The organism is Streptomyces sp. NPDC056452 (assembly GCF_042796085.1).
Lineage (GTDB): Bacteria > Actinomycetota > Actinomycetes > Streptomycetales > Streptomycetaceae > Streptomyces.
Genome location: NZ_JBHTRI010000001.1, coordinates 12,969 through 37,842 on the forward strand (window position 1 = coordinate 12,969; position 24,874 = coordinate 37,842).

General features: G+C 71.4%; 21 protein-coding genes. 16 read left to right on the top strand and 5 right to left on the bottom strand.

The window, feature by feature from the left end; all coding sequences use genetic code 11:
- Positions 1-152: 152 nt before the first annotated feature.
- Positions 153-1,283: a nicotinate-nucleotide--dimethylbenzimidazole phosphoribosyltransferase gene (cobT, locus tag ACFQ6X_RS00065; RefSeq protein WP_383173445.1), complete on the top strand. Its 1,131-nt coding sequence runs from the start codon at positions 153-155 to the stop codon at positions 1,281-1,283.
- A 2-nt stretch (positions 1,284-1,285) separates the two neighbouring features.
- Here cobT and ACFQ6X_RS00070 read toward each other — a convergent pair whose 3' ends face one another.
- On the bottom strand, positions 1,286-2,053 hold the full coding sequence (locus tag ACFQ6X_RS00070) for a hypothetical protein (protein WP_383173448.1): 768 nt from the start codon (positions 2,051-2,053) through the stop codon (positions 1,286-1,288).
- 87 nt (positions 2,054-2,140) lie between these two features.
- Here ACFQ6X_RS00070 and cobS point away from each other — a divergent pair, with 87 nt between their 5' ends.
- Positions 2,141-2,920, top strand: a complete 780-nt coding sequence (gene cobS, locus ACFQ6X_RS00075) for an adenosylcobinamide-GDP ribazoletransferase (RefSeq protein ID WP_383173451.1) — start codon at positions 2,141-2,143, stop codon at positions 2,918-2,920.
- 6 nt (positions 2,921-2,926) lie between these two features.
- Here the strand turns inward: cobS and ACFQ6X_RS00080 are convergent, their stop codons facing one another.
- Positions 2,927-3,742 (bottom strand): endo alpha-1,4 polygalactosaminidase, encoded by an 816-nt coding sequence (locus ACFQ6X_RS00080; protein ID WP_383173454.1) that lies wholly within the window; start codon positions 3,740-3,742, stop codon positions 2,927-2,929.
- A 237-nt stretch (positions 3,743-3,979) separates the two neighbouring features.
- Between ACFQ6X_RS00080 and ACFQ6X_RS00085 the strand changes: the two genes are divergently transcribed.
- From ACFQ6X_RS00085 to ACFQ6X_RS00115, 7 genes are all read left to right on the top strand, one after another.
- On the top strand, positions 3,980-5,521 hold the full coding sequence (locus ACFQ6X_RS00085) for a leucyl aminopeptidase (RefSeq protein ID WP_383173457.1): 1,542 nt from the start codon (positions 3,980-3,982) through the stop codon (positions 5,519-5,521).
- Between the two features lie 327 nt (positions 5,522-5,848).
- Positions 5,849-7,237 (top strand): dihydrolipoyl dehydrogenase, encoded by a 1,389-nt coding sequence (lpdA, locus tag ACFQ6X_RS00090; RefSeq protein WP_329211847.1) that lies wholly within the window; start codon positions 5,849-5,851, stop codon positions 7,235-7,237.
- 59 nt (positions 7,238-7,296) lie between these two features.
- Complete coding sequence (gene sucB / locus ACFQ6X_RS00095) at positions 7,297-9,063, top strand: 2-oxoglutarate dehydrogenase, E2 component, dihydrolipoamide succinyltransferase (RefSeq protein ID WP_383173461.1); 1,767 nt, start codon at positions 7,297-7,299, stop codon at positions 9,061-9,063.
- 148 nt (positions 9,064-9,211) lie between these two features.
- A complete protein-coding gene (locus ACFQ6X_RS00100) occupies positions 9,212-9,835 on the top strand; it encodes a GntR family transcriptional regulator (RefSeq protein ID WP_329211843.1) in 624 nt (207 codons plus the stop codon).
- Between the two features lie 292 nt (positions 9,836-10,127).
- A complete protein-coding gene (gene aceE, locus ACFQ6X_RS00105; protein ID WP_383173464.1) occupies positions 10,128-12,797 on the top strand; it encodes a pyruvate dehydrogenase (acetyl-transferring), homodimeric type in 2,670 nt (889 codons plus the stop codon).
- 84 nt (positions 12,798-12,881) lie between these two features.
- On the top strand, positions 12,882-13,850 hold the full coding sequence (locus ACFQ6X_RS00110) for a helix-turn-helix transcriptional regulator (RefSeq protein WP_383173467.1): 969 nt from the start codon (positions 12,882-12,884) through the stop codon (positions 13,848-13,850).
- Between the two features lie 61 nt (positions 13,851-13,911).
- The gene (locus ACFQ6X_RS00115) at positions 13,912-14,433 is read left to right on the top strand and encodes a DUF4240 domain-containing protein (RefSeq protein WP_383174564.1); all 522 of its coding nucleotides are present in this window, start codon (positions 13,912-13,914) and stop codon (positions 14,431-14,433) included.
- Positions 14,434-14,435: 2 nt separating this feature from the next.
- Here the strand turns inward: ACFQ6X_RS00115 and ACFQ6X_RS00120 are convergent, their stop codons facing one another.
- On the bottom strand, positions 14,436-14,963 hold the full coding sequence (locus ACFQ6X_RS00120) for a GNAT family N-acetyltransferase (protein ID WP_383173470.1): 528 nt from the start codon (positions 14,961-14,963) through the stop codon (positions 14,436-14,438).
- A 62-nt stretch (positions 14,964-15,025) separates the two neighbouring features.
- Here ACFQ6X_RS00120 and ACFQ6X_RS00125 point away from each other — a divergent pair, with 62 nt between their 5' ends.
- Positions 15,026-15,925, top strand: a complete 900-nt coding sequence (locus ACFQ6X_RS00125) for a TIGR01777 family oxidoreductase (RefSeq protein ID WP_383173473.1) — start codon at positions 15,026-15,028, stop codon at positions 15,923-15,925.
- 277 nt (positions 15,926-16,202) lie between these two features.
- Positions 16,203-17,516, top strand: a complete 1,314-nt coding sequence (locus ACFQ6X_RS00130) for an NAD(P)/FAD-dependent oxidoreductase (RefSeq protein ID WP_383173476.1) — start codon at positions 16,203-16,205, stop codon at positions 17,514-17,516.
- Between the two features lie 6 nt (positions 17,517-17,522).
- Here ACFQ6X_RS00130 and ACFQ6X_RS00135 read toward each other — a convergent pair whose 3' ends face one another.
- Complete coding sequence (locus tag ACFQ6X_RS00135; protein ID WP_383173479.1) at positions 17,523-19,199, bottom strand: regulator; 1,677 nt, start codon at positions 19,197-19,199, stop codon at positions 17,523-17,525.
- A gap of 276 nt (positions 19,200-19,475) precedes the next feature.
- On the opposite strand from ACFQ6X_RS00135, the gene lipB reads away from it, so the two are divergent.
- The 4 genes from lipB to ACFQ6X_RS00155 all read left to right on the top strand — a co-directional run bounded on the left by lipB (position 19,476) and on the right by ACFQ6X_RS00155 (position 22,612).
- Positions 19,476-20,294 (top strand): lipoyl(octanoyl) transferase LipB, encoded by an 819-nt coding sequence (gene lipB / locus ACFQ6X_RS00140; protein ID WP_383173482.1) that lies wholly within the window; start codon positions 19,476-19,478, stop codon positions 20,292-20,294.
- 122 nt (positions 20,295-20,416) lie between these two features.
- The gene (gene lipA / locus ACFQ6X_RS00145) at positions 20,417-21,370 is read left to right on the top strand and encodes a lipoyl synthase (protein WP_383173484.1); all 954 of its coding nucleotides are present in this window, start codon (positions 20,417-20,419) and stop codon (positions 21,368-21,370) included.
- A gap of 300 nt (positions 21,371-21,670) precedes the next feature.
- A complete protein-coding gene (locus ACFQ6X_RS00150) occupies positions 21,671-21,871 on the top strand; it encodes a hypothetical protein (RefSeq protein WP_329211826.1) in 201 nt (66 codons plus the stop codon).
- Between the two features lie 30 nt (positions 21,872-21,901).
- Entirely contained in the window at positions 21,902-22,612 is a 711-nt protein-coding gene (locus tag ACFQ6X_RS00155; protein ID WP_383173488.1) for a DUF4191 domain-containing protein, read from the top strand.
- Positions 22,613-22,682: 70 nt separating this feature from the next.
- Here ACFQ6X_RS00155 and ACFQ6X_RS00160 read toward each other — a convergent pair whose 3' ends face one another.
- Entirely contained in the window at positions 22,683-23,150 is a 468-nt protein-coding gene (locus ACFQ6X_RS00160) for an RDD family protein (protein ID WP_383173490.1), read from the bottom strand.
- Between the two features lie 223 nt (positions 23,151-23,373).
- Between ACFQ6X_RS00160 and glnA the strand changes: the two genes are divergently transcribed.
- Positions 23,374-24,783 (top strand): type I glutamate--ammonia ligase, encoded by a 1,410-nt coding sequence (glnA, locus tag ACFQ6X_RS00165; RefSeq protein ID WP_329211820.1) that lies wholly within the window; start codon positions 23,374-23,376, stop codon positions 24,781-24,783.
- Positions 24,784-24,874 lie beyond the last annotated feature (91 nt).

Below are 24,874 nucleotides of genomic sequence, written 5' to 3' on the forward strand. Positions count from 1 at the left end.
GGCGGGGCGGCAGAGGGCCGCGGGTCGGGACGGGGCCGGCCCTCGGGCGGGTGCGCGGGCCGGGGGCGCGGAAAGCTGCCGGGTACTGTTCCGCACAGGAGCCCTCCGCCGGGTTCCTGCCCACCATGTGACGACCCGCGAGGCAGACCCCCGTGAATCTGGACGACTTCTCCGACCTCATCGAACGCCCCGACGGCGGCGTACGGCGCGACGCCGAGGAACGCCGGGAGCGGCTGACCGTCCCGCCCGGCGCTCTCGGCCGGCTCGACGAGCTGGGTGAGTGGCTGTCGGCCGCCCAGCAGTCCGTACCGGTCAAGCCCGTGGACCAGCCGCGTGTGGTGCTGTTCGCCGGTGATCACGGGGTGGCGGAGCTGGGGGTCTCCGGCCGGGAGGCCGGCACCGCGCACGAGCTGGTGCGGGCCGCGCTGGACGGTGCGAGCCCGGTCGCGGTGCTGGCCCGCCGCTTCGCCGTCCCCGTACGGATCGTGGACGCCGGTCTGGACTGCGACCCCGGGCTGCTGCCGGAGGCGGTCGTACGGCACCGGGTGCGGCGCGGCAGTGGCCGGATCGACGTCGAGGACGCGCTGACGGCCGAGGAGGCCGAGCAGGCCGTACGCCTCGGTGTGCGGATCGCCGACGAGGAGGCCGACTCCGGCACCGATCTGGTGGTGCTCGGTGATCTGAGCGTCGGCGGTACGACGGCGGCCTCGACCCTGATCGCGGCCCTGTGCGGCACGGACGCCTCCGTGGTGACCGGGCGCGGCGGTGCGGGCATCGACGATCTGGCGTGGATGCGCAAGTGTGCCGCGATCCGGGACGCGTTGCGCCGGGCCCGGCCCGTTCTCGGCGATCAGCTGGAGCTGCTGGCCGCGGTGGGCGGCGCGGATCTGGCGGCGATGACCGGTTTCCTGCTGCAGAGCGCGGTGCGCCGGATGCCCGTGGTGCTGGACGGGGTGGTCTCGGCGGCCTGCGCACTCGTGGCCCAGCGGGCGGCCTTCAGGGCGCCGGACTGGTGGCTGGCGGGGCAGGTGAGCGGTGAGCCGGCGCAGATGAAGGCGCTGGACCGGATGGCGCTGACGCCGCTGCTCGATCACGGGGTGACCGTGGGCGGGGGCAGCGGGGCACTGCTCGCGCTGCCGCTCGTCCAGGCCGCGGCGGCGCTGGCCGCCGAGCTGCCCGAACGGGCGGAGGAGCCTGTGGAGAAGCCCGCGGACGAGACCGTCGAGGACGCCGCGGAGGAAGCCTCCGGGGAGGGCGAGCCCGCGGGGACCACCACCGTCTGATCTCAGCCTCCCGGGCCGGGCCCCGGCAGCGGTGTCCGGTCGGGAGCCCCGCCGATCAGGTCCTGGAACCTGCGGCGCGGCCCCGCCCAGCGCACATCGTGGTGGTACGCCCTCAGCACCGCCCTGGCGCGCGCCCGGTGCCGCTTGCGGTAGAAGCGTCTGGCCCACGGCGAGGCCGGCCTGGCCAGCCGGATCGCGGCGAACAGCGCGATGAACGGGATGAGGGTCCCGATCACCGCCATGCGGGCCTTTCCCTTGAACAGGGCGATCAGCACGAAGCCGAAGTTGACGACGTACGTGAGGACGACGCCCAGTCTGTTCTGCTGCTGGTCGCCGCTCAGTTCGTCCACTCCCAGCGGTGAGAACCCGGCGAGGACGAGCACGACGAGCGAGGCGGTGAGGACCACGACCTCCACGCTCTGGCGGCCCTCCTCGGTCCAGTAGACATCGTCCAGGTGCAGGATCAGCGCGAACTCGTCGAGTACCAGGCCGGCCCCCACCCCGAAGACGACCGCGCAGATTCCGGCGGCGGCACCGTGCTGTCCGGAGGCGACCGCCCCGAACCCGCCGACCACGGAGAGGACGACGCCCGGCACCACATGGTGGATGTGCACGCCGCCGGGTGTGATGTTGCGGAACGGCCCCTTCCCGGCCCTGATCATGCGGGTGATGACACGGGTGATGGTGAAGGTGAGCACGAAGGAGCCCAGCGCGAGCAGCAGCGGGAGCTTGCCCGGCTCGACGATGTTCTGCTGAAACCAGTGACCCATGCCACCCGCTCCCGATGATCCCCATACACGGCTTCTGATGTGTTTTGCCCAATCTAGCGCCGCGCCGCACCGGCTAGCCTGCGCGCGGTGACCTCCCTGAACAGCCACGGCCTGCGTTTCGCCTTCGGCACCCTGACCGTGCTCCCCGTCCGTGTCTCCCGCTGGGACCGCGAAGCCGCCCGCGCCGGCATGCTCTGCGCCCCGCTCGCCGGACTCGTCGTGGGACTGCTCGCGGCCGTGCCCGGGGTGCTGTTCCTGCTCGCCGGCTCGGGTCCCCTGCCGGCGGCGGTCGCCTCCGCCGCCGTGCCCGCCGCCCTGACCCGCGGCCTGCATCTGGACGGGCTCGCGGACACCGCCGACGGGCTCGGCAGCGCCAAACCGGCCGAGGACGCACTGCGGATCATGAAGCAGTCGGACATTGGTCCGTTCGGTGTCATCACCCTGCTGTTCGTCCTGCTGGCACAGGTCGCGGTCCTCTTCGAGCTGTACGGGCAGGGCTGGGCACACGGTGCCCTGGGGGCGGTCGTCGCCGCGGTCACCGCCCGGCTCGCGCTCACCCTGGCCGCGCGCCGGGGCGTCCCGCCCGCCCGTCCCGAGGGCCTCGGCGCGGCGGTGGCAGGCACGGTCGCGCCCCGTACCGCACTGGCCGTGGCCGTCGTGGTGGTGGCGGGCTGCGCGGGGACGGGTGCGCTCCTCGGGGGGTACGGGGCCCTGCACCACGCCCTCGCCGCGCTGGCCGGTCTCGGGGCCGCGCATCTGATGCTGCGCCACTGTGTGCGGCGCTTCGGCGGGGTGACGGGCGATGTGTTCGGCGCCCTGGAGGAAACCGCGGTCACCGTCGCCCTGGTGGCGCTCGTCCTCGGCTGAGGACTGTCAGCAGGTCCGGCGCCAGACCCCGAGTTCGTACTTCTTGAGCAGCGAGCTCAGCCGGAGCTTCCGGGTCCCGGGACAGAAGTCCGCCACCGGCACTTCGTACTCCGCGTGGAGGACGGCCTTGCCCGCCTCGATGAACGGTGTCAGCGTCTCGCATTCGTCGTACTGCGCGCACTGTTCGTTGACCGCGAAGTCGAAGTCGTCCACCAGCTGCGGGATCTGGGGCAGGTCGTTCTTCAGGCCGACGGCCAGGTGGTGGCGGTGGGCGAGGCGGGCGATCAGCCGGTTGTAGCGCAGCTGGTCGTCCGCGGTGAGCGGGAAGCCCGTGGTGTTGAGGTAGCCGTCCATGTTGTCCGGCTCCACGGCGTCGAAGCCCTTCTTCGCGCACATGGCGATCCGGGCCTCCATCAGCGGCTCCAGGATGTCGGTGCGGCGGATGTCGAGCCACCACTCCCCCTCCCAGCCGTTGCTCTTCCCGCGTACGGAAGCAGGGAACTTCCCGGCGTCCGGGCGGAAGTCCTCCCAGGCACCGGTGGAGAGGTAGCAGATGACCTTGCGGCCCTTGCGGTGCAGCGCGGCCACCGTCTTCGCGTCCTGGTCGAACCCGTCGATGTCGTAGACGGGCGCGTCCACGCCCGTGTCCACCCGGCCGGAGAGCTGCCACTGCCAGTCCACCCCCGGTTCCGGCTGCCAGCGCCGGCCGGCGGTCGGCCGGGGCGGGTCCGCCGGCTCCGCGGCAGGGGCGCAGCCGGCCAGTACGGCCAGCAGCACCAGCACGGCGCAGGGCGCCGGCCGTCGTGTCCTTACGCCCCGCATGCCGTCTCCCCCGCTCACCTGCCCAGGTCAACGACCCTATCCCCGTGGTCCGTTCCGCCGTACGGGGCCGGCCGGCCCAGGTGCCGTACGGCCGGACGGCCCCGCCCCTGTGAGCCGGAAGCAATGGCGCGCGTAGGCTCATTCCCGGCGCATTGCGGCGGCATCTACGATGCGCCGGGCACGGTCGGCCCACCCCTCGACCGGCACACAACTCAACGGAAGCGAGAATTCACCACCGTGACTGCTCTCACTCTCAGCACCGCAGGTGCGGCGACGCTGCGCGCCGACGCACTCGTCGTCGGCATCGCCAAGGGCGCCAAGGGTCCGGTCGTCGCACCGGGCGCCGAGGCCGTGGACAAGGCGTTCGACGGAAAGCTCGCCACCGTCCTGGAGACCCTGGGCGCCTCCGGTGCCGAGGGCGAAGTGACCAAGCTTCCCGCGCCTTCCGGTCTCAAGGTCCCCGTCGTCGTCGCGGTCGGGCTCGGCCCGGTCCCGGAGAAGGACGACGCGTACGACGCGGAGGCGCTGCGCCGCGCCGCCGGCAGCGCCGCCCGTGCGCTGACCGGTTCGAAGAAGGCCGGTTTCGCGCTGCCGACGGAGTCCTCCGAGGACGCCGAGGCCATCGCCGAGGGCGCCCTGCTCGGCGCGTACGCCTTCACCGCCTACCAGGGCGGCGAGAACAAGCTCGCTCCCAAGGGCAAGAAGGACAACAGCGCGAAGCTGCCGCTCGCCGAGGTCGCCCTGCTCGGCACCAAGCCGCGCGACAAGGCGTTCAAGGCCGCCGCGGAGCGCGCCACCGCGGTCGTCGAGGAGATCAACCGCGCCCGCGACCTGATCAACACCCCGCCGAACGACCTGTACCCCGAGTCCTTCGCCGCGGTCGCCACCGCCGCCGGCAAGGAGCACGGCATCAAGGTCCAGGTCCTCGACGAGAAGGCTCTCGTCAAGGGCGGCTTCGGCGGCCTCCTGGGCGTCGGCCAGGGCTCGACGCACGGCCCCCGCCTCGTCCGGCTCGGCTACACCCACCCGAAGGCGGAGAAGACCCTCGCCCTGGTCGGCAAGGGCATCACCTACGACTCGGGCGGCATCTCGCTCAAGCCGGCCGGCCACAACGAGACGATGAAGTGCGACATGAGCGGCGCCGCCGCCGTGTTCGCCGCCGTCGTCGCGGCCTCCCGTCTCGGCCTCCAGGTCAACGTCACCGGCTGGCTGGCCCTCGCCGAGAACATGCCGTCGGGCAACGCCACCCGCCCGGGTGACGTGCTGCACATGTACAGCGGCAAGACCGTCGAGGTCCTCAACACCGACGCCGAGGGCCGGCTCGTCCTCGCCGACGCGCTGACCCGCGCCTCGGAGGAGAACCCCGACGCGATCGTCGACGTGGCGACCCTGACGGGCGCGATGGTCCTCGCCCTGGGCAACCGCACCTTCGGCGTGATGGCCAACGACGACGCCTTCCGTACCGCCATCCACGAGATCGCCGAGGAGGTCGGCGAGGCGTCCTGGCCGATGCCGCTCCCCGCCGACCTGCGCAAGGGCATGGACTCCCCGACCGCCGACATCGCCAACATGGGCGAGCGGATGGGCGGCGGCCTGGTGGCCGGTCTGTTCCTGCAGGAGTTCGTGGGCGAGGGCATCGCCTGGGCCCACCTGGACATCGCGGGACCCGCCTTCCACGAGGGCGCGCCGTACGGCTACACGCCCAAGGGCGGCACCGGATCCGCGGTCCGCACCCTGGTCAAGCTGGCGGAGCGCACGGCCGCCGGCGACCTCGGCTGAGTTCCGCACGGCATTCGCTGCGCCGTTCGCGCGCAGCGATACGGCCCCGGGCATACGTCCGGGGCCGTACGTGTTCACCTCAGTGGCTCTGACCGGCCTCTTTCCGAAACTTTGTACGCATCGCCAACCGTCCGAGCCGGACCTCCGTCCGGCTCGGACCGGGGGCCCGCGTCCCGCTCGCCCTCAACAAGTGCGAAGATGGGTTCTCGGCAGGACAGGGCCCCCACCACAGGGCCGAACAACACAAGCGGCCGAACACCAGCCGACCGGCCGGTCACACCCCAGCGAGGGGCCCGGCGTACGGCGCACATGCATGGAGGACGTGACGTGGCGAACGACGCCAGCACCGTTTTCGACCTAGTGATCCTCGGCGGTGGTAGCGGCGGGTACGCCGCGGCCCTGCGCGGAGCGCAGCTGGGCCTGGACGTCGCACTGATCGAGAAGGGCAAGGTCGGCGGCACCTGCCTGCACAACGGCTGCATTCCCACCAAGGCGCTGCTGCACGCCGGCGAGATCGCCGACCAGGCCCGCGAGGCCGGTCAGTTCGGTGTCAAGGCCACTTTCGAGGGCATCGACATCGCGGCCGTCCACGCGTACAAGGACGAGGTGATCTCGGGTCTGTACAAGGGCCTGCAGGGTCTCATCGCCTCGCGCAAGGTGCACTACATCGAGGGTGAGGGCCGGCTCTCGTCGCCCACCTCGGTGGATGTCAACGGCCAGCGCATCCAGGGCCGCCACGTCGTGCTCGCGACCGGCTCCGTGCCGAAGTCGCTGCCCGGCCTGGAGATCGACGGCAACCGCATCATCTCCTCGGACCACGCGCTGAAGCTGGACCGTGTACCGAAGTCCGCGATCGTCCTGGGCGGCGGCGTCATCGGCGTCGAGTTCGCCTCGGCGTGGAAGTCCTTCGGCACCGAGGTCACCATCGTCGAGGGCCTGAAGCACCTGGTCCCCGTCGAGGACGAGAACAGCTCGAAGCTCCTCGAGCGCGCGTTCCGCAAGCGCGGCATCAAGTTCAACCTCGGCACCTTCTTCGACAAGGCCGAGTACACGCAGGACGGCGTGCGCGTCACCCTCGCCGACGGCAAGACCTTCGAGGCGGAGGTGCTGCTGGTCGCGATCGGCCGCGGCCCGGTGTCGCAGGGTCTGGGCTACGAGGAGGCCGGCGTCGCGATGGACCGCGGCTACGTCCTCGTCGACGAGTACATGCAGACCAACGTCCCGACGATCTCGGCCGTGGGCGACCTCGCCCCGACCCTCCAGCTCGCCCACGTCGGCTTCGCCGAGGGCATCCTGGTGGCGGAGCGGCTGGCCGGTCTCAAGACCGTGCCGATCGACTACGACGGCGTGCCGAAGGTGACGTACTGCCACCCCGAGGTCGCCTCCGTCGGTATCTCCGAGGCCAAGGCCAAGGAGATCTACGGTGCGGACAAGGTCGTCGCCCTCAAGTACAACCTCGCGGGCAACGGCAAGAGCAAGATCCTGAAGACCGCGGGCGAGATCAAGCTCGTCCAGGTCAAGGACGGTGCCGTGGTCGGCGTCCACATGGTCGGTGACCGTATGGGCGAGCAGGTCGGCGAAGCCCAGCTGATCTACAACTGGGAGGCGCTGCCGGCCGAGGTCGCGCAGCTCATCCACGCCCACCCGACGCAGAACGAAGCGATGGGCGAGGCGCACCTGGCTCTGGCCGGCAAGCCTCTCCACTCCCACGACTGATCCAGTCCCGGGCGCGACGACCGACCACTTCCGCACTTTCGTAAGGAGCAACTGAAACCATGTCGGTTTCCGTAACCCTTCCGGCGCTCGGCGAGAGCGTCACCGAGGGCACCGTCACCCGTTGGCTGAAGGCCGAGGGCGAGCACGTCGAGGCCGACGAGCCGTTGCTCGAGGTCTCGACCGACAAGGTCGACACCGAGATCCCGGCCCCCGTATCCGGTGTCCTGGCGTCCATCAAGGTCGCCGAGGACGAGACCGTCGAGGTCGGCGCCGAGCTGGCCGTCATCGACGACGGCTCGGGCGCGCCCGCGGCGGCTCCGGCCGCCGAGCCCGCGGCTGCCCCGGCTCCCGCTGCCGAGGCTCCGGCGCCCGCCGCCGAGGCCCCCGCCGCTCCGGCCCCCGCGGCGGCTCCGGCTGCGGCCGGTGGCGCCGAAGGCACCGACGTCACCCTCCCCGCGCTCGGTGAGAGCGTCACCGAGGGCACGGTCACCCGCTGGCTGAAGGAGGTCGGCGAGGAGGTCACGGAGGACGAGCCCCTGCTCGAGGTCTCCACGGACAAGGTCGACACCGAGATCCCCGCCCCGGTCTCCGGCGTGCTGCTGGAGATCGTGGTCGCCGAGGACGAGACCGCCGAGGTCGGCGCGAAGCTCGCCGTCATCGGTGCTCCGGGTGCCGCCCCGGCCGCTGCTCCGGCGGAGGCAGCTCCGGCCCCCGCCGCCGCTCCGGCTCCGGCTCCGGCCGCCCCGGCTGCTCCGGCTCCGGCCCCCGCGCCTGCCGCTCCGGCAGCTCCGGCCCCGGTGGCGCCCGCCGCCCCGGTCGCGGCTCCGGCCGCTCCGGCGCCCGTGGCCGCCGCTCCGGCACCGGTCGCCCCGGCTCCGGCCGCGCCTGCCGGTGACGACGGCGCGTACGTCACGCCGCTCGTCCGCAAGCTCGCCGCCGAGAACGGCGTCGACCTGGGCGCGGTCAAGGGCACCGGCGTCGGTGGCCGCATCCGCAAGCAGGACGTCGTCGCCGCCGCGGAGGCCGCCAAGGCCGCCGCTGCCGCTCCGGCTCCGGTCGCCGCTGCCCCGGCCGCGAAGGCCGCGCCGAAGCTCGAGACGTCCCCGCTGCGCGGTCAGACGGTCAAGATGACCCGCATGCGCAAGGTCATCGGCGACAACATGATGAAGGCGCTGCACTCGCAGGCCCAGCTGACCTCGGTCCTCGAGGTCGACATCACCAAGCTGATGAAGCTGCGCAACCAGGCGAAGGAGTCCTTCGCCGCCCGTGAGGGCGTCAAGCTGTCCCCGATGCCGTTCTTCGTGAAGGCGGCGGCCCAGGCGCTGAAGGCCCACCCGGTCGTCAACGCCCGGATCAACGAGGACGAGGGCACCATCACGTACTTCGACTCGGAGAACATCGGCATCGCCGTGGACGCCGAGAAGGGTCTGATGACCCCGGTCATCAAGGGTGCGGGCGACCTGAACATCGCCGGTATCGCGAAGAAGACCGCCGAGCTGGCCGGCAAGGCCCGCGGTGGCGGCCTCACCCCGGACGACATGTCCGGTGCGACCTTCACCGTCAGCAACACCGGTTCGCGCGGTGCGCTGTTCGACACCGTCATCGTGCCGCCGAACCAGGCAGCCATCCTGGGCATCGGTGCCACCGTCAAGCGTCCGGCGGTCATCGAGACCGCCGAGGGCACCGTCATCGGTGTCCGCGACATGACGTACCTCTCGCTCTCCTACGACCACCGTCTGGTGGACGGCGCGGACGCCGCCCGTTACCTGACGACGGTCAAGGCGATCCTCGAAGCGGGCGAGTTCGAGGTCGAGCTCGGCCTCTGAGGCACGCAGTTGTAACCAGCCTCACCAGCGGCGCCCCCGTCCGGAACACTCCCGGGCGGGGGCGCCGCCGTATTGTCTAGACACCACCGGTCGCCCCTGGCCACCGTGTTGGTGTAGGCAGCACCGGTTTGCCCCGAAGGAGCCCGTCATGACCCCGCCCGTCGTCCACTCGCTGCGCGAGCAGATCCGCGAGCACATCGTGGACGGGATCGTCAGCGGGCGCTGGAAGCCGGGCGAGCGGATCGTGGAGCGCCGTATCGCGACCGAGCTGGAGGTCAGCCAGACGCCCGTGCGTGAGGCGCTGCGCGAGCTGGAGACCCTGCGGCTGATCGAGTCGGCCCCCAACAAGGGCGTACGCGTGCGGAATCTGACCGCGGCCGATCTGGAGGAGAGCTACCCCGTACGGGCCGGGCTCGAGCAGATCGCCGCGGAGCTGGCGGCCCCGGCGCTCGGCGAGGACTGCTCGGCGCTGACCCCGCACGTGGCGGCCCTGTACGAGGCGGACCGGCTGGCCGACGGCGAGGCGCAGGTGCGGCACACGGTGGCCTTCCACCGGGAGATGGTGCGGGCCGCGGGGAACGCCGTCCTGCTGCACACCTGGGAGGGGCTGGGCATCGAGGTGTTCACGGCCCTGTCGATCCGCTGGCTGGGCACGGTGCAGAAGTCGTACGCGGAGGAGCACGAGGCCCTCATCGACGCGTTCCTGCGGCGGGACCCGCGGATCGCCGTGCTCGTGAAGGAGCACGTCCTGGGGTGCGCGCCGCGAGCGTGAGCCAGAAATGCGCTCCCCCGGCGTGAAGCCGCGCGAAGGCGCGTACCCATCTGCGGTACCGGGCGCTCGACTGTGCAGCTCAGAGCCCGTTTCACCCCAAAAATCCCGTCACTCCGTGCCCCGTTTCGAGGCACCCCATGCCACTTTCTTCAGATCGAGAAGTTTTGCCTTTCATCCTTTGATCGATCATCGATCGGCGACTTACAGTTCAGTCGCGGGCCCACCGGCCCCATCGCCCTGTCCTGCCAGCCAGGGCCTTCTCCACCCCCCTCCACTCCGGAAGGCGGCGATCATGACCGACCCCGTAGCAAAACTTCCGAGCGAGCTCGACCAGCTCCCGGACCGCGACCCCGAGGAGACTGCCGAATGGGCGGCCTCCCTGGACGCCGTCACCAAGGCCGCGGGCCCGCACCGCGCCGCATACCTGATGCGTCGTTCGCTCCAGCACGCCGAGGGCGCCGGCATCGCTCTGCCCAAGCTGCTGGAGACCGATTACGTCAACACCATCCCCACCTCCGCGGAGCCCGCCTTCGACGGCGACCTGGAGATGGAATCGAAGATCACCGCCTGGAACCGCTGGAACGCGGCTGCGATGGTCACCCGCGGCGCCCGGTTCGGCGTGGGCGGCCACATAGCCACGTTCGCCTCGGCAGCCTGGCTGTACGAGACCGGCTTCAACCACTTCTTCCGCGGCAAGGAGGGGGACGGCTCCGGCGACCAGCTCTACATCCAGGGCCACGCCTCGCCCGGCATCTACGCCCGCGCCTTCCTCGACGGCCGGATCAGCGAGCAGCAGCTCGACAACTTCCGCCAGGAGTCGGGCGGCGAGGGCCTGCCGTCCTACCCGCACCCGCGGCGGCTGCCCTGGCTGTGGGAGTTCCCCACCGTGTCGATGGGCCTCGGCCCGCTCTCGGCGATCTACCAGGCGCGCTTCAACCGCTATCTGGCCAACCGCAACATCAAGGACACGTCGAACTCACACGTCTGGGCCTTCCTGGGCGACGGCGAGATGGACGAGCCCGAGTCGACCGCCGCCCTCGCCCTCGCGGCCCGTGAGCAGCTCGACAACCTGACGTTCGTCATCAACTGCAACCTGCAGCGCCTCGACGGCCCGGTCCGCGCCAACTTCCGCGTGGTCCAGGAGCTGGAGGGCGCGTTCCGCGGAGCCGGCTGGAACGTCATCAAGACGCTCTGGGGCAACGCCTGGGACGAGCTGTTCCAGCTGGACACCACGGGCGCGCTGATCCGCCGCCTCCGCGAGGTGCCGGACGCGCAGTTCCAGACGTACGCGACCCGCGACGTGGCGTACATCCGCGAGCACTTCTTCGGCACCGAGCCCGCGCTCGCCGAGCTGGCGAAGCTGCTGAGCGACGCCAAGATCGCCGAGTGCTTCTACAGCTCCCGCGGCGGCCACGAGGCCCGCAAGGTGTACGCGGCCTACCGCGCCGCGGTGGAGCACAAGGGCGCGCCGACCGTGATCCTGGCCCAGACGGTCAAGGGCTACACGCTCGGCAAGGGCTTCGAGTCCAAGAACGCCAACCACCAGATGAAGAAGCTGTCGATCGACGAGTTCAAGAGCATGCGCGAGCTGCTCGGCCTCCCGATCCCGGACAGCGCCTTCGAGGACGGGCTGGTCCCCTACGGCCACCCGGGCGCCGACTCCCCCGAGGTCCGCTACCTCCAGGAGCGCCGTGCCGCCCTCGGCGGTCCGGCCCCCGCCCGCCGGGTGCACGCGGCGGCTCTGCCGCAGCCGGAGGAGCGTGCCTTCAAGGCCCTGTACAAGGGGTCCGGCAAGCAGGAGATGGCCACCACCATGGCGTTCGTCCGCCTGGTGAAGGACCTGATGCGGGACAAGGAGACCGGCAGGCGCTGGGTGCCTATCGTCCCGGACGAGGCCCGCACCTTCGGCATGGAGTCGCTGTTCCCGTCGGCCGGCATCTACTCGCCGCTGGGCCAGACGTACGACCCGGTCGACCGCGACCAGCTGATGTACTACAAGGAAGCCAAGGACGGCCAGATCCTCAACGAGGGGATCACCGAGGCCGGCGCCATGGCCGACTTCATCGCCGCCGCCACGTCGTACGCGACACACGGCCAGACGATGATCCCGTTCTACATCTTCTACTCGATGTTCGGCTGGCAGCGGACCGGCGACCAGATGTGGCAGCTCGCCGACCAGCTCGGCAAGGGCTTCATCGTCGGCGCCACGGCCGGCCGTACGACGCTGACGGGCGAGGGCCTGCAGCACGCGGACGGCCACTCGCACCTGATCGCGTCCACGAACCCGGCGTCGCTCAACTACGACCCGGCGTTCGCGTACGAGGTCGCGGTGATCGTCAAGGACGGTCTGCGCAGGATGTACGGCCCCGAGGCCGAGAACGTCTTCTACTACCTGACGGTCTACAACGAGCCGAAGCAGCAGCCCGCGATGCCGGAAGGCGTCGAGGAGGGCATCGTCAAGGGCCTGTACCGCTTCAAGGAGGGCACGCCCGCCGCGGCGGACGCGCCTCGCGTGCAGCTCCTGGGCTCCGGTACGGCGATCCACTGGGTGCTCAAGGCCCAGGAACTCCTGGCCGCCGACTGGGGTGTCACGGCCGACGTCTGGTCCGCCACCTCGTGGGGCGAGCTGCGCCGTGACGCGCTGGAGGCCGACGAGGCGCTGCTCCGCGGTGAGCAGCAGGTGCCGTACGTGACCCAGGCGCTCTCCGGCGCGCCGGGCCCGGTCCTCGCGGTGAGCGACTGGATGCGCGCGGTACCGGACTCGATCAGCCAGTGGGTCGAGCAGGACTGGTCCTCGCTGGGCACGGACGGCTTCGGCCTCTCCGACACCCGTGACGCGGCCCGACGCCACTTCGGTGTGGACGCGCAGTCGATCGTGGTCGCGGCCCTGGCCCAGCTGGCCCGCCGCGGCGAGGTCCCGGCCTCGGCGATCAAGGAGGCCCGGGAGCGGTACGGGCTGTAGGCAGCAGGCAGCAGAGGGCGGGGCAGGTGCCGGGCAGGTCCGGGACCTGCCCCGCCGTCGTCGTGCGGCGCCCACAATGGCTCCATGCGTGCTGCCCGGCTCATCAAGATGGTTCTGCTCCTGCAGTCCCGGCCCACCATGACCGCCGCAGAGCTGGCGAAGGAACTGGAGGTCTCGGAGCGCACCGTGACCAGGGACGCCCAGGCCCTGTCCGAGGCGGGCGTGCCCGTGTACGCGGACCGGGGGCGGGCGGGCGGTTACCGGCTCGTCGGCGGTTACCGGACCCGGCTCACGGGTCTGGCCCGTCACGAGGCCGAGGCGCTCTTCCTGTCCGGGCTGCCCTCGGCCCTGCGTGAGATGGGGCTCGACGACGCCGCGTCCGCCGCCCGGCTGAAGGTCTCGGCCGCCCTGCTCCCCTCGCTCCGGGACGCTTCGCAGACCGCCGCACAGCGCTTCCACCTCGACGCCCCGGGCTGGTACCACGAGCCGGTCACCCCCGAGCTGCTGCCCGCCGTCGCGGAGGCGGTCTGGGACGACCTCGTGGTCCGGGCGAGCTACCGCCGCGGCCCCACGAGCGAGGTGGAGCGGGAGATGTCCCCGTACGGGCTCGTCCTGAAGGCCGGGGTCTGGTACCTCTGCGCCCGGGTGGGGGACGACTTCCGGGTGTACCGGATCGACCGGTTCACCGCGGTCGCCGTGTCGGCGACCCGGTTCGAACGGGACGAGGACTTCGATCTGCCCGGGTTCTGGGAGGAGCGCGCCGCACAGTTCGCCCGGTCGATCCTGCGTACCGAGGTGACGGTTCGGCTGTCCGAGGCGGGGGTGCGCCGACTGCCGTACGCCGTGGACAGGGCCGCCGCGGACGAGGCGCTGGCCGCGGCCGGCCCGCCGGACGCGGACGGCCGGCGCACGCTCACCCTGCCGGTCGAGTCCGAGGATGTCGCCTACGGCCAGCTGCTCTCCCTCGGGCCGGAGTTGGAGGTCCTGGCACCCGCCGCACTGCGCGAACGTGTTGCCGATGCCGCCGAACGCCTGCGCGACCTCTACGGCTGAAGGCTTCATTTCGGTGTCTCCGCGTGCGTCGCCCGCCGCCAAGGCCGATGCTGGACCAGTGATGGACGAGACGGAGTTCTGGGAGATCATCGACAACAGCCGCGAGGGCGCCGACGGCGACCCCGAGGACCATGCCGACCTGCTCGTCGAACGGCTGGTGCAGCTCGATCCCGACTCCGTGCTGGATTTCGCCAGGCACTTCGAGGCCCGCTACAACCGCGCGTACCACTGGGACCTGTGGGCCGCGGCCGCCGTGCTGCTCGGCGGGGCGAGCGACGACGCCTTCGACTTCTTCAGGTGCTGGCTGATCGGGCAGGGCCGGGAGGTCTTCGAGGGCGCGGTGCACGAACCCGACAGCCTCGCCGAGCTGCTCGACGACTTCGACGACGAGCTCGACGGCGACGGCGAGGACCTCGGCTATGCCGCCGACGAGGCGTACGAGCAGCTCACCGGTGTGGTCGCGCCGGACCTGGGCCTGCCGCCGCAGGCCACCGAGCCGGCCGGCACGCCCGTCGACTTCGAGGACGACGCGGCGCTGGCGGAACGGCTCCCCGCGCTCTGGAGCCGCTTCGGCCCGATCTGAACTCAGGAGAGCAGCGAACGGCCCATCAGGACGTCGTCGGCGTACCGCCCGTTCAGGAAGAACTCGCCGGGCAGTACGCCTTCGACGGCGAAGCCCTCCGACGCGTAGAGCTTCCGCGCGGGGGTGTTGTGCCCGAGCACGCGCAGGGTGAGCCGCCCCGCTCCCTGGCGCCGCGCCTCCGCGTACGAGGCGCGCAGCAGCTCCCGTGCGACGCCGTGGCCCCGCGCCCACTCGGCCACGGCGAGGCCCTGTATCTGCCGCACGTGCGCGTTGCAGGCCAGCGGCGTCGCCGGGGCGAGCCGGAGGTACCCGGCGATGCGCTCCCCGCCCGCGTCGGTGACGGCCGCGGCCACCAGGAACTCCCCCGGCCTGTGCCGCTCGTCGAAGAACGGCTCGTACGGGGGCCGGGGCCTGGGCTGCACGGCGTGCAGCGTCGACCAGGTGGCGCGGTCGAGCTCTCCGAGCGCGCTCTCGTCCGCCTGTACGGCGGGTCGGACGGGCAGGAGGGAGTGGAACCGCGGCTCGGACATGCGTGCCACTGTGCCACGCCGTGTTCCGCGTGACGGATGGTCCATGGGGCAGGATGGAAGCCATGCAGCACTCCCGTATCGCCGTCACCGGATCGACCGGCCTCATCGGAGCGGCGCTCGTGCGCTCGCTGCGGGCCGACGGGCACGAGGTGGTGCGCCTGGTACGCCGCCCCGCCGGCACCGGCGACGAGGTGGAATGGGATCCGAAGCGTCAGTACGTGGACGTGGCGGGCCTCGTCGGATGCGACGCGGTCGTCCATCTCGCGGGGGCCGGGGTCGGCGACCACCGGTGGACCCCCGCGTACAAGAAGGAGATCCGGGACAGCAGGGTCCTGGGCACGGCGGCGATCGCCGAGGCGGTCGCCTCCCTCGACGCACCGCCGAAGGTGCTGCTGTGCGGGTCCGCCATCGGCTACTACGGGGACACCGGGGACCGTGCGGTCGACGAGAGCGCGCCGCCCGGCGAGGGATTCCTGCCGTCCGTGTGCGTGGACTGGGAGGAGGCCACGGCCCCTGCCGAGGAGGCGGGCGTACGGACGGTGCACGCCCGGACCGGTCTGGTCGTCGCCCGGGAGGGCGGGGCCTGGGGCCGTCTCTTTCCGCTGTTCAGGGCCGGGCTCGGCGGTCGGCTCGGGAACGGGCGGCAGTACTGGAGCTTCATCGCTCTGCACGACCACGTCGCGGCGATGCGGCACATCCTGGACACCGAGTCCATGTCCGGCCCGGTGAATCTGACCGGGCCCTCCCCCGCCACCAACGGCCAGGTGACGGCCGCGATGGGGCGGGTGCTGCGCCGTCCGACGCTCTTCACCGCCCCGGCGCCCGCGCTGCGCGTCGCTCTCGGGGAGTTCGCCGAGGACGTACTGGGCAGCCAGCGGGTGCTACCCGGCCAACTTCTCGACTCGGGTTTCTCGTTCGCCTTCCCCGGAATCGACGCCGCCATCCGCGCAGCCTTGCGCTGAACCCGCCCGCCCGGCCGCACGGCCGGGCCCGCCGTCCCGCGCACGTGCGCAGCTCAGCGGTCGCAGCCGGCCTCCTCGGCGCCTCCGGCCGGCCCGGCCCGCCACCGCTCCGGCACGGCCCGCCGGGGTCCGTGCGACCCCGTGCACCGGTGCTCCCGGGTGCGCGCGACTGCGCCTGCATCAGCCATCCATCTAGCCTCGACCCGAACTCGGGCATTCCGGGGGCCTGTTGGGGGCAAGAGCCTCCCACCAGTCGCGCCGACTCGGGGAGGGGTACGTGTTCACGGCACACACGGCACACCACGCGGATGTGGTCATCATCGGGGCCGGGATCGCCGGCCTGTCAGCGGCCCATCAACTGACCAGCGCAGGAGTGAACGTCAGCGTCCTGGAGGCCGCAACGCACGTCGGCGGCCGGATGGTCACCCACGATGTGGACGGATTCCTGCTCGACCACATCGGTCCACTGCTCAGCTCCGCGTACCCGGAGCTGAGCACCACCCCGGGTCTCGACGGCCTCGTTCTGCGGGACTTCGCACCCGGGGTGCTCGTCCGCAGCGGAGGCCGCCGGTACCGCGCCGGTGACGTACGGAGCGCAAGGGGCGCACTCAAAGCAGTGCGCACCCGATCGAGCGCCCCCCTCGCGCCCCTCGGCGGGACGATCGAACAGGCCCGGCTGGGTTCCTGGCTCGGCCGCCTCGCCGCCACACCGGCGGCCCGGATCCTGGCCAGGCCCGACCGGACCGCACTCTCGGCCCTGTCCGCGCGCGGCCTCTCCCCCCGGATGGTCAGCGGTTTCCTGCACCCCCTGCTCACCGCGCTGCTCAGCGACCCCACGCTCACCACGTCGAGCCGCTGCGCCGACCTCGCACTGCGCAGCTACGCGCGCGGCAGGCTCTGCGTACCGGCGGGCGGTTCCGCGGAGCTGCCCCGGCTGCTGGCGGCCGCCCTGCCGCCCGGCACCGTACGCACCGGAGTGCATGTCACGGCCGCGGACATCACGTCCGTACGCACCAAGGAGCACGGCGAACTGGGCTGTCGCTCCCTGCTGCTGGCCACCGGGGCGGGCGCCGCCGCGGAGTTGCTGCCCGGTCTGCGGATGCCGGCCTTCCACCCGGTGACGGTGCTTCACCACACCGCGCCCGCTCCCCCGCCGACGGGAGCACATCTGCTGCTGGACGCGGACCGCTCGGGTCCCGTGGCGCACACCGCCGTGATGAGCGAGGTCGACCCCTCGCGCGCGCCGCACGGCCGCACGCTGATCACCTCCACGGTGCTCGGTCCCCCGCCACCGGACCTCGACCGCACGGTCCGCGAGCACCTCGCCGTGCTGTACGGCACGCCCACGCACGACTGGGAGCTCCTGGCGGCCCATCACGACCCGGAGGCAGTGCCCGCGATGCCGCCCCCGCACGATCTGCGCCGGCCGGTCCGGGTCCTGGCCGGCCTGTACGTGTGCGGCGACCACCGCGACACGAGCACGGTCCAGGGCGCCCTGCACTCGGGGCACCGCGCGGCCTCGGCGATCCTCGCGGACCTGGGGGTGCGGCAGGAGCCCGGCGGCGGAACCGCGCTGCCCGCCGCGGCGTAGGCCGCCTCAGCCGAGCGCGGCCACCCGGTCGCGGTAGCCCCGCACGGCTACCGCGTCCCGGTACGGCTCGAGGCGGCGCTCGAAGTCGCGCACGTACTCCGTGGCGCGCACCGACCGCATCTCCGAAGCCTGCTGGGCCGACTCGGCGCCCAGCAGGCACGCCTGGTCCAGCTCGCCGAGCCCGAGCCGTGCGGAAGCGAGCACCACGCGGCAGAACAGCCTGCTGCGGGCGTACGCCGGGGCACGCAGCTGGAGCGACCGCTCGGCGTGCTGCACGGCGACCCGGTACTGCTGCAGATCGCGATGGCAGTGGCCGAACTCGTCGGCGAGCTGCGCCTCGTCGAAGTAGCGGGCCCAGTGCGGTACGTCGTCCCCGGGGCGCTCGGACTGCAGGGCCCGTTCCGCGCGTACGAGTGCGGCGATGCACGCCCGGGTCTCGCCGAGCACCCCGTGCCCGCGCGCCTCGACCGCGTGCAGCAGCGCCATGACCACGGGCGGCGCCGAGGACCCGATCCCCTGCTGGGCGACCCGGGCGAGCTGCACCGCTTCCCTTCCGTGCCCGAGGTACACCGCCTGCCGGCTCATCGTGATCAGCACGAACGAGCCGTACCCCCGGTCGCCGGCCGCCTGCGCGAGCCGCAGCGCCTGGACGAAGTAGCGCTGGGCGAGGCCGTGCGCCGCGATGTCGTACGAGGTCCAGCCCGCCAGCCGGGTCAGATCGGCGGCCGCGGAGAACAGCCGCCTGCCGACGGCCTCGCCGTAGCTCCCGCGGAGCATGGGCTCCGCCTCGTGCTCCAGGTACCTGACGAGGGCCTGCCGGGCGTGCCCTCCGCCGTAGGCGTTGTCCAGGGTGCGGAAGAGCTCACCGACCGACCGCAGGGCCGCGACGTCGCCGTTGCCGACCCGCTGGCCGGGGCCGCGGTCCGTCTGCCGCTGACGGGGCACGCCGAGGGGCGGCTGCGCCGGGGCGGGCGGCCGGGCGGAGCCGGGACCGCGGCTGCCGGCCCGGCCGCCGTGGGCCGATGCCCCGGGTGCGCCCCCGGGGCCGTGATGCGTGTGGGCGCCGCCGGCAGCGTGGAAGCCGTTCGACGTGCGGACGGCGTTCGTGTCGCCGGGCGCGCGCGGGGCGGGCAGGCCCGCCATGCCGTGCGCCGGGGCCCCGCTCGTCCCGTTCACGCTGCTCGCGGCGCTCGTACCGCGGGAAGCTGCGCCCGTCGTCGGCGGTTCCCCGCGTCCGACCCATTCGTCGGCCCGCCCGATCAGCCAGTCCCGGCTGGGCACGACGAGTCCGGCCGGGGTGAACGCGATCTTGCGGAGCTCCGCATGGCTGCCGGAGTCCTTCCGCCAAAGCCCGCTGACGATGTCGACGGCCTCGGCGGGCGTGGCCGCGAACTCCAGCCCGGCATAGACGGGGGCGCACGCGTCCAGCCCCAGATCCTGCGCGGAGAGCCTGCGCCCCAGCCGCCGGGTGAAGACCTCCGCGATCAGCGCGGGGGTGGTTCCCCTCGGCTGCTGGCCGCGCAGCCAGCGGGTCACCGAGGTCTTGTCGTACCGCAGATCGAGGCCGTGTTCGAGGCCCAGCTGATCCACCCTGCGGGCCAGACCCGCATGGGAGAACCCGGCTTCCGCGATGAGCGCAGCGAGCCGCCTGTTGGGGGTGCGCTGCGGAGGTCGTTCCGACATCAGCTGTACGGTCTCCTGCCTTCGGGGCCGGGCGGGGAGCCCTTATGGAACGGCGCGAATTTAGCGGTCCCGGCGGCCGCCCCAGCGACCTTCGCTCCACATTCATCCGATCGTGTGAGGATTGTGGACATCGCTGACGGGGCAGCCGGGTGCGACCTGCCGGACGGCCCTCCCCCGAGCGGTCGTACAGTGGCTGAGGGCGCATATCAGTGCATGGTGCCGTGGTCCCGGGGACACCCCCCGGCCTCCCGACACCCGAATAGGGAGGCATCCGAAGTGAGTGAGCTGCGGTTCGTCCGTCTGGGATTCGGCGAGGAAGCGGTCGACTACCAGGAGGCCTGGCAGAAGCAGCGGGAGGTGCACGCGGCCCGGTTCGAGGACTCCGTACCCGACACCTGCCTGCTCCTCGAGCACCCGCCCGTCTACACCGCGGGACGGCGCACGACCGACAGCGAGCGCCCCCTGGACGGCACCCCTGTCATCGATGTGGACCGCGGCGGAAAGATCACCTGGCACGGTCCGGGCCAGCTCGTCGGCTATCCCATCCAGAAGCTGCCGCGGCCGGTCGACGTCGTCGCCCATGTGCGGCGGCTGGAGGACGCCCTGATCCGTACGGCCGCCGACTTCGGTGTGGAGACCTCCCGGGTCGAGGGCCGCAGCGGTGTCTGGGTCCTCGGTGACCCGGTCGAGGAGCGCCCCGCGCTCGGCGGGCTGTCCCTGGACTTCGACCCCCGTCTGCACGACGAGGAGTTCGACGCCCGGCTGAACGGCCCCGAGTACGCGCCGTCCAACGCCGGCCAGCGCCGCGAGGACCGCAAGCTGGCCGCGATCGGCATCCGGGTCGCCAAGGGTGTGACCATGCACGGCTTCGCGCTGAACGTGAACCCGGACAACACGTGGTTCGACAGGATCGTGCCGTGCGGCATCCGGGACGCGGGCGTGACCTCGCTCTCGTACGAGCTGGGCCGGGAGGTCACGATCGAGGAGGTGCTGCCGGTCGCCGAGAGGCACCTCAGGGACATCCTGGAGAACGCGGAGCTCGCGCCCCGCACCGTCGGGACCGCCGCCTCGGGGACCGCGGTCGCCCCCGCCTGAGCACAGGGCCGGGAATAGGCCCTGTCGGCCACAGGTTGGGCAGACGTAAGGCCGTTCTAACCACGGGCGTACCCTGGTGTTCGCCGAAGAATCCAATGCAGCGAAAGCAAAGGGGTGCCGGAGTGTCCGGTGTCGCACCCGACGGGCGCAAGATGCTGCGCCTGGAGGTCCGAAACAGCCAGACCCCCATCGAGCGCAAGCCGGAGTGGATCAAAACCCGGGCGAAGATGGGCCCCGAGTACACGAAGATGCAGAAGCTCGTGAAGAGCGAGGGTCTGCACACCGTGTGCCAGGAGGCCGGCTGTCCGAACATCTACGAATGCTGGGAAGACCGCGAGGCGACCTTCCTCATCGGCGGCGACCAGTGCACCCGGCGCTGCGACTTCTGCCAGATCGACACGGGCAAGCCCGAGGCCCTGGACCGCGACGAGCCCCGCCGCGTGGGCGAGTCCGTGGTCACGATGGACCTGAACTACGCCACGATCACCGGCGTCGCACGCGACGACCTGGAGGACGGCGGCGCCTGGCTGTACGCGGAGACCGTGCGCCAGATCCACGCCCAGACCGCGGAGCGGGCGACCGGCGCCACCAAGGTGGAGCTGCTGATCCCCGACTTCAACGCGGTTCCCGAGCAGCTCGCCGAGGTCTTCTCCTCGCGCCCCGAGGTGCTCGCGCACAACGTCGAGACGGTGCCGCGCATCTTCAAGCGGATCCGCCCCGGTTTCCGTTACGAGCGCTCCCTGGAGGTCATCACCCGGGCCCGTGAGGCCGGTCTGGTGACCAAGTCCAACCTGATCCTCGGCATGGGCGAGACCCGCGAGGAAGTCAGCGAGGCGCTCCAGGACCTGCACGACGCGGGTTGCGAGCTCATCACGATTACGCAGTACCTGCGGCCCACCCCGCGGCACCACCCGGTCGAGCGCTGGGTGAAGCCGCAGGAGTTCGTGGAGCTGAAGGACGAGGCCGACGCGATCGGCTACTCCGGCGTGATGTCGGGGCCGCTGGTGCGCTCCTCGTACCGCGCCGGCCGTCTCTTCAAGCAGGCGATGGAGGCCCGGGGCGCGACCGTCGCGTGAGCGACCGCGGCCGCCCGGCCCGTGTGAATCCGCGCACAAGAAGCTACTGAGCAGTAATGGCCGATTCGACGCGGCCCGTACGCTCCCCGCAGGTCGGGAGCCCGTATGGGCCGCGTCGGCGTGCGCGGCGCCGAAATCAGGGTTTCATTGGTGTTTGACCGACCGGTCATGCACTGGTAACACCAAGCAGTGACCCTAGGTACACATACAGCGGCAGCCGCCGAGGCCGCCGCAGTCACTGCTTCCCGCTACCCAGTGCGCGCCGGGTGCGCGCATCCGCTCCGAGGGGGAACGACCACGATGCACGCCGCGCCGGTACGAGCCAACGCGATCCCGTCCGTCACCACCGCACTCCGCGCCGTCGAGTCGCTGCTGATGAGCAGCGGCCAGCGCACCGCCCGCCGGAACGCCTGGACGGCGGTCCTCGAGGACCGCCGCAGGGCCAAGGACCGGGTCGAGGCACAGCATGTACTGGAGGCTGTGGCCGACCGCCGTTCCTAGGTCAGTCCGGGGCCACGTAAACTTCAGTACATGGCGAGGAAGGCAAACACCACTGAAGGCGCGGACAGCGCCGAGAACGCGGGGCGGCTCAAGCAGATCGCCCTGACCTACAAGATGACCAGGCGGACCGACCCCAAGATCGGTCTTGTCGTCGCGGGTGTGGGAATCGTCACCTTCGGTGTCCTCCTCGCGATCGGTTTCTTGATCGATCACCCGGTCTACGCGGGCATTCTGGGCTTCGTACTGGCCCTCCTCGCAATGGCGATCATCTTCGGACGACGTGCCGAGCGCGCGGCCTTCGGGCAGATGGAGGGACAGCCGGGCGCTGCGGCGGCCGTGCTGGACCGTGTCGGCCGCGGCTGGAGCACGACTCCGGCGGTCGCGATGAACCGCAGTCAGGACGTCGTCCACCGGGCCGTCGGCAAGGCGGGCATCGTGCTGGTCGCCGAGGGCAACCCGAACCGGGTGAAGAGCCTGCTGGCGGCGGAGAAGAAGAAGATGGCCCGGATCGTGGTGGACGTGCCGGTGCACGACATCATCGTCGGCGAAGGCGAGGGCCAGGTGCCGCTCAAGAAGGTGCGCACCAAGATGCTGAAGCTCCCGCGGGTGCTGACGGGCGCGCAGGTCACCGCTGCCAACGACCGGCTGCGGGCCATGGGCGACCTGATGAGCAACATGCCGCTGCCGAAGGGCCCGATGCCGAAGGGCATGCGGATGCCGCGCGGCGGAAAGATGCGCTGACGTACTTCGTACGGAACGAGGGCGGCCCCGGACGTGATCGTCCGGGGCCGCCCTCGTTGCTCCGCGTCCTCTACATGCGTACCTGGACGGCACGGGCCAGCCGGTCGTGGAGGCCGCGGCTGTCGCGGTCCCAGACCAGGGCGGGGATGACCAGGAGCAGCAGCACGGTCCGGACGATCACCCGCCCGGTGCCGAGCCGCCCGCCGCCCTCGGCGACGACCCGCAGGCCCAGGATGCGCTTGCCCGGCGTGGAACCGATGGTTCCCACCGTCAGCAGGCTCAGTACGAGAAAGACGCCCAGCGCCCAGTTCCCGGCCGCCTGTTGGTCACCTTGAGCGAGCAGCCCGTATGCGATCACCATGCACACGGTCCAGTCGATGAAGAGTGCCCCGAAGCGCCGGCCGAGCGGGGCCACGGACCCCGGGCCTTCCTGGGGCAGACCGAGGCGCTCGCCCCGGTAACCGAAGTCGGCGCCCATCTCCTCGGCCGCCGCGCGCGGCCCCGAGAGCCACGATCCGATTGCTTGCCTGTTGTCCACCCGTCCACGGTACTGCGCCCGTGTTTGCACCTGGCCGGGCGGGGCACTCATAAACGTCGCTGAGGTGCCGCTGACGCCCGGCCTGGTTAACTTGGGCGAAACAAATGGGTCATGCTTGAGAAATCCTGTCTGCCTATGGTCGGGTCCAGCGTGTGCCACCGCACTGGCCGCACGAAAGAGCTGCAACCCCGCCCTTCTCCGGGTCGGGAGTAGGAGGAGTTGGATGTTCCAGAACGCCGACGACGTCAAGAAGTACATCGCCGACGAAGACGTCAAGTTCATCGATGTCCGATTCTGCGACCTGCCCGGTGTGATGCAGCACTTCACCATCCCGGCGGCAGTCTTCGACCCGAACGAGGAGCTCGCGTTCGACGGCTCGTCGATCCGCGGTTTCCAGGCCATCCACGAGTCCGACATGGCGCTCCGCGCGGACATCTCGACCGCTCGCGTCGACCCGTTCCGCCGCGACAAGACCGTCAACATCAACTTCTTCATCCACGACCCGATCACGGGCGAGCAGTACAGCCGTGACCCGCGGAACGTGGCCAAGAAGGCCGAGGCCTACCTCGCCTCGACCGGCGTCGCCGACACCGCGTACTTCGGTCCCGAGGCCGAGTTCTACGTCTTCGACAACGTCCGCTTCCAGACGTCGGCGAACGAGAGCTTCTACCACATCGACTCCGAGGCCGGCGCCTGGAACACCGGGTCGGAGGAGAACAACCGCGGCTACAAGGTCCGCTACAAGGGCGGCTACTTCCCGACCCCGCCGGTCGACCACTTCGCCGACCTGCGTGCCGAGATCTCCCTGGAGCTGGACAAGAACGGCCTCCAGGTCGAGCGCCAGCACCACGAGGTCGGCACCGCCGGCCAGGCGGAGATCAACTACAAGTTCAACACGCTGCTCGCCGCGGCCGACGACCTGATGCTCTTCAAGTACATCGTGAAGAACGTCGCCTGGCGCAACGGCAAGACCGCGACCTTCATGCCGAAGCCGATCTTCGGTGACAACGGCTCGGGCATGCACGTCCACCAGTCGCTGTGGCAGGGCGGCACGCCGCTCTTCTACGACGAGCAGGGTTACGCCGGCCTGTCGGACATGGCCCGCTACTACATCGGCGGCATCCTGAAGCACGCCCCGTCGCTGCTGGCCTTCACCAACCCGACGGTGAACTCCTACCACCGCCTGGTCCCGGGCTTCGAGGCACCGGTCAACATGGTGTACTCGCAGCGCAACCGCTCCGCCGCGATGCGTATCCCGATCACGGGCTCCAACCCGAAGGCGAAGCGCGTCGAGTTCCGCGCCCCGGACCCGTCCTCGAACCCGTACCTGGCGTTCTCGGCCCTGCTGATGGCCGGCCTGGACGGTGTGAAGAACAAGATCGAGCCCCCGGAGCCGATCGACAAGGACCTCTACGAGCTGGCCCCCGAGGAGCACGCGGGCGTCCAGCAGGTCCCGACCTCGCTCCCGGCGGTCCTCGACGCCCTCGAGGCGGACCACGACTACCTCCAGGCCGGCGGCGTCTTCACGCCCGACCTGATCGAGACGTGGATCGACTACAAGCGCACGAACGAGATCGCCCCGATCCAGCTGCGCCCGCACCCGCACGAGTTCGAGCTGTACTTCGACATTTAAGAACGCCGCAGGTCAGAGCGGGTTTCCGCTCGCCTGGGCCGTCTGTGGGCCGTCGGCCGTGTTCTTCCCCTCCCGGGAGGAACACGGCCGA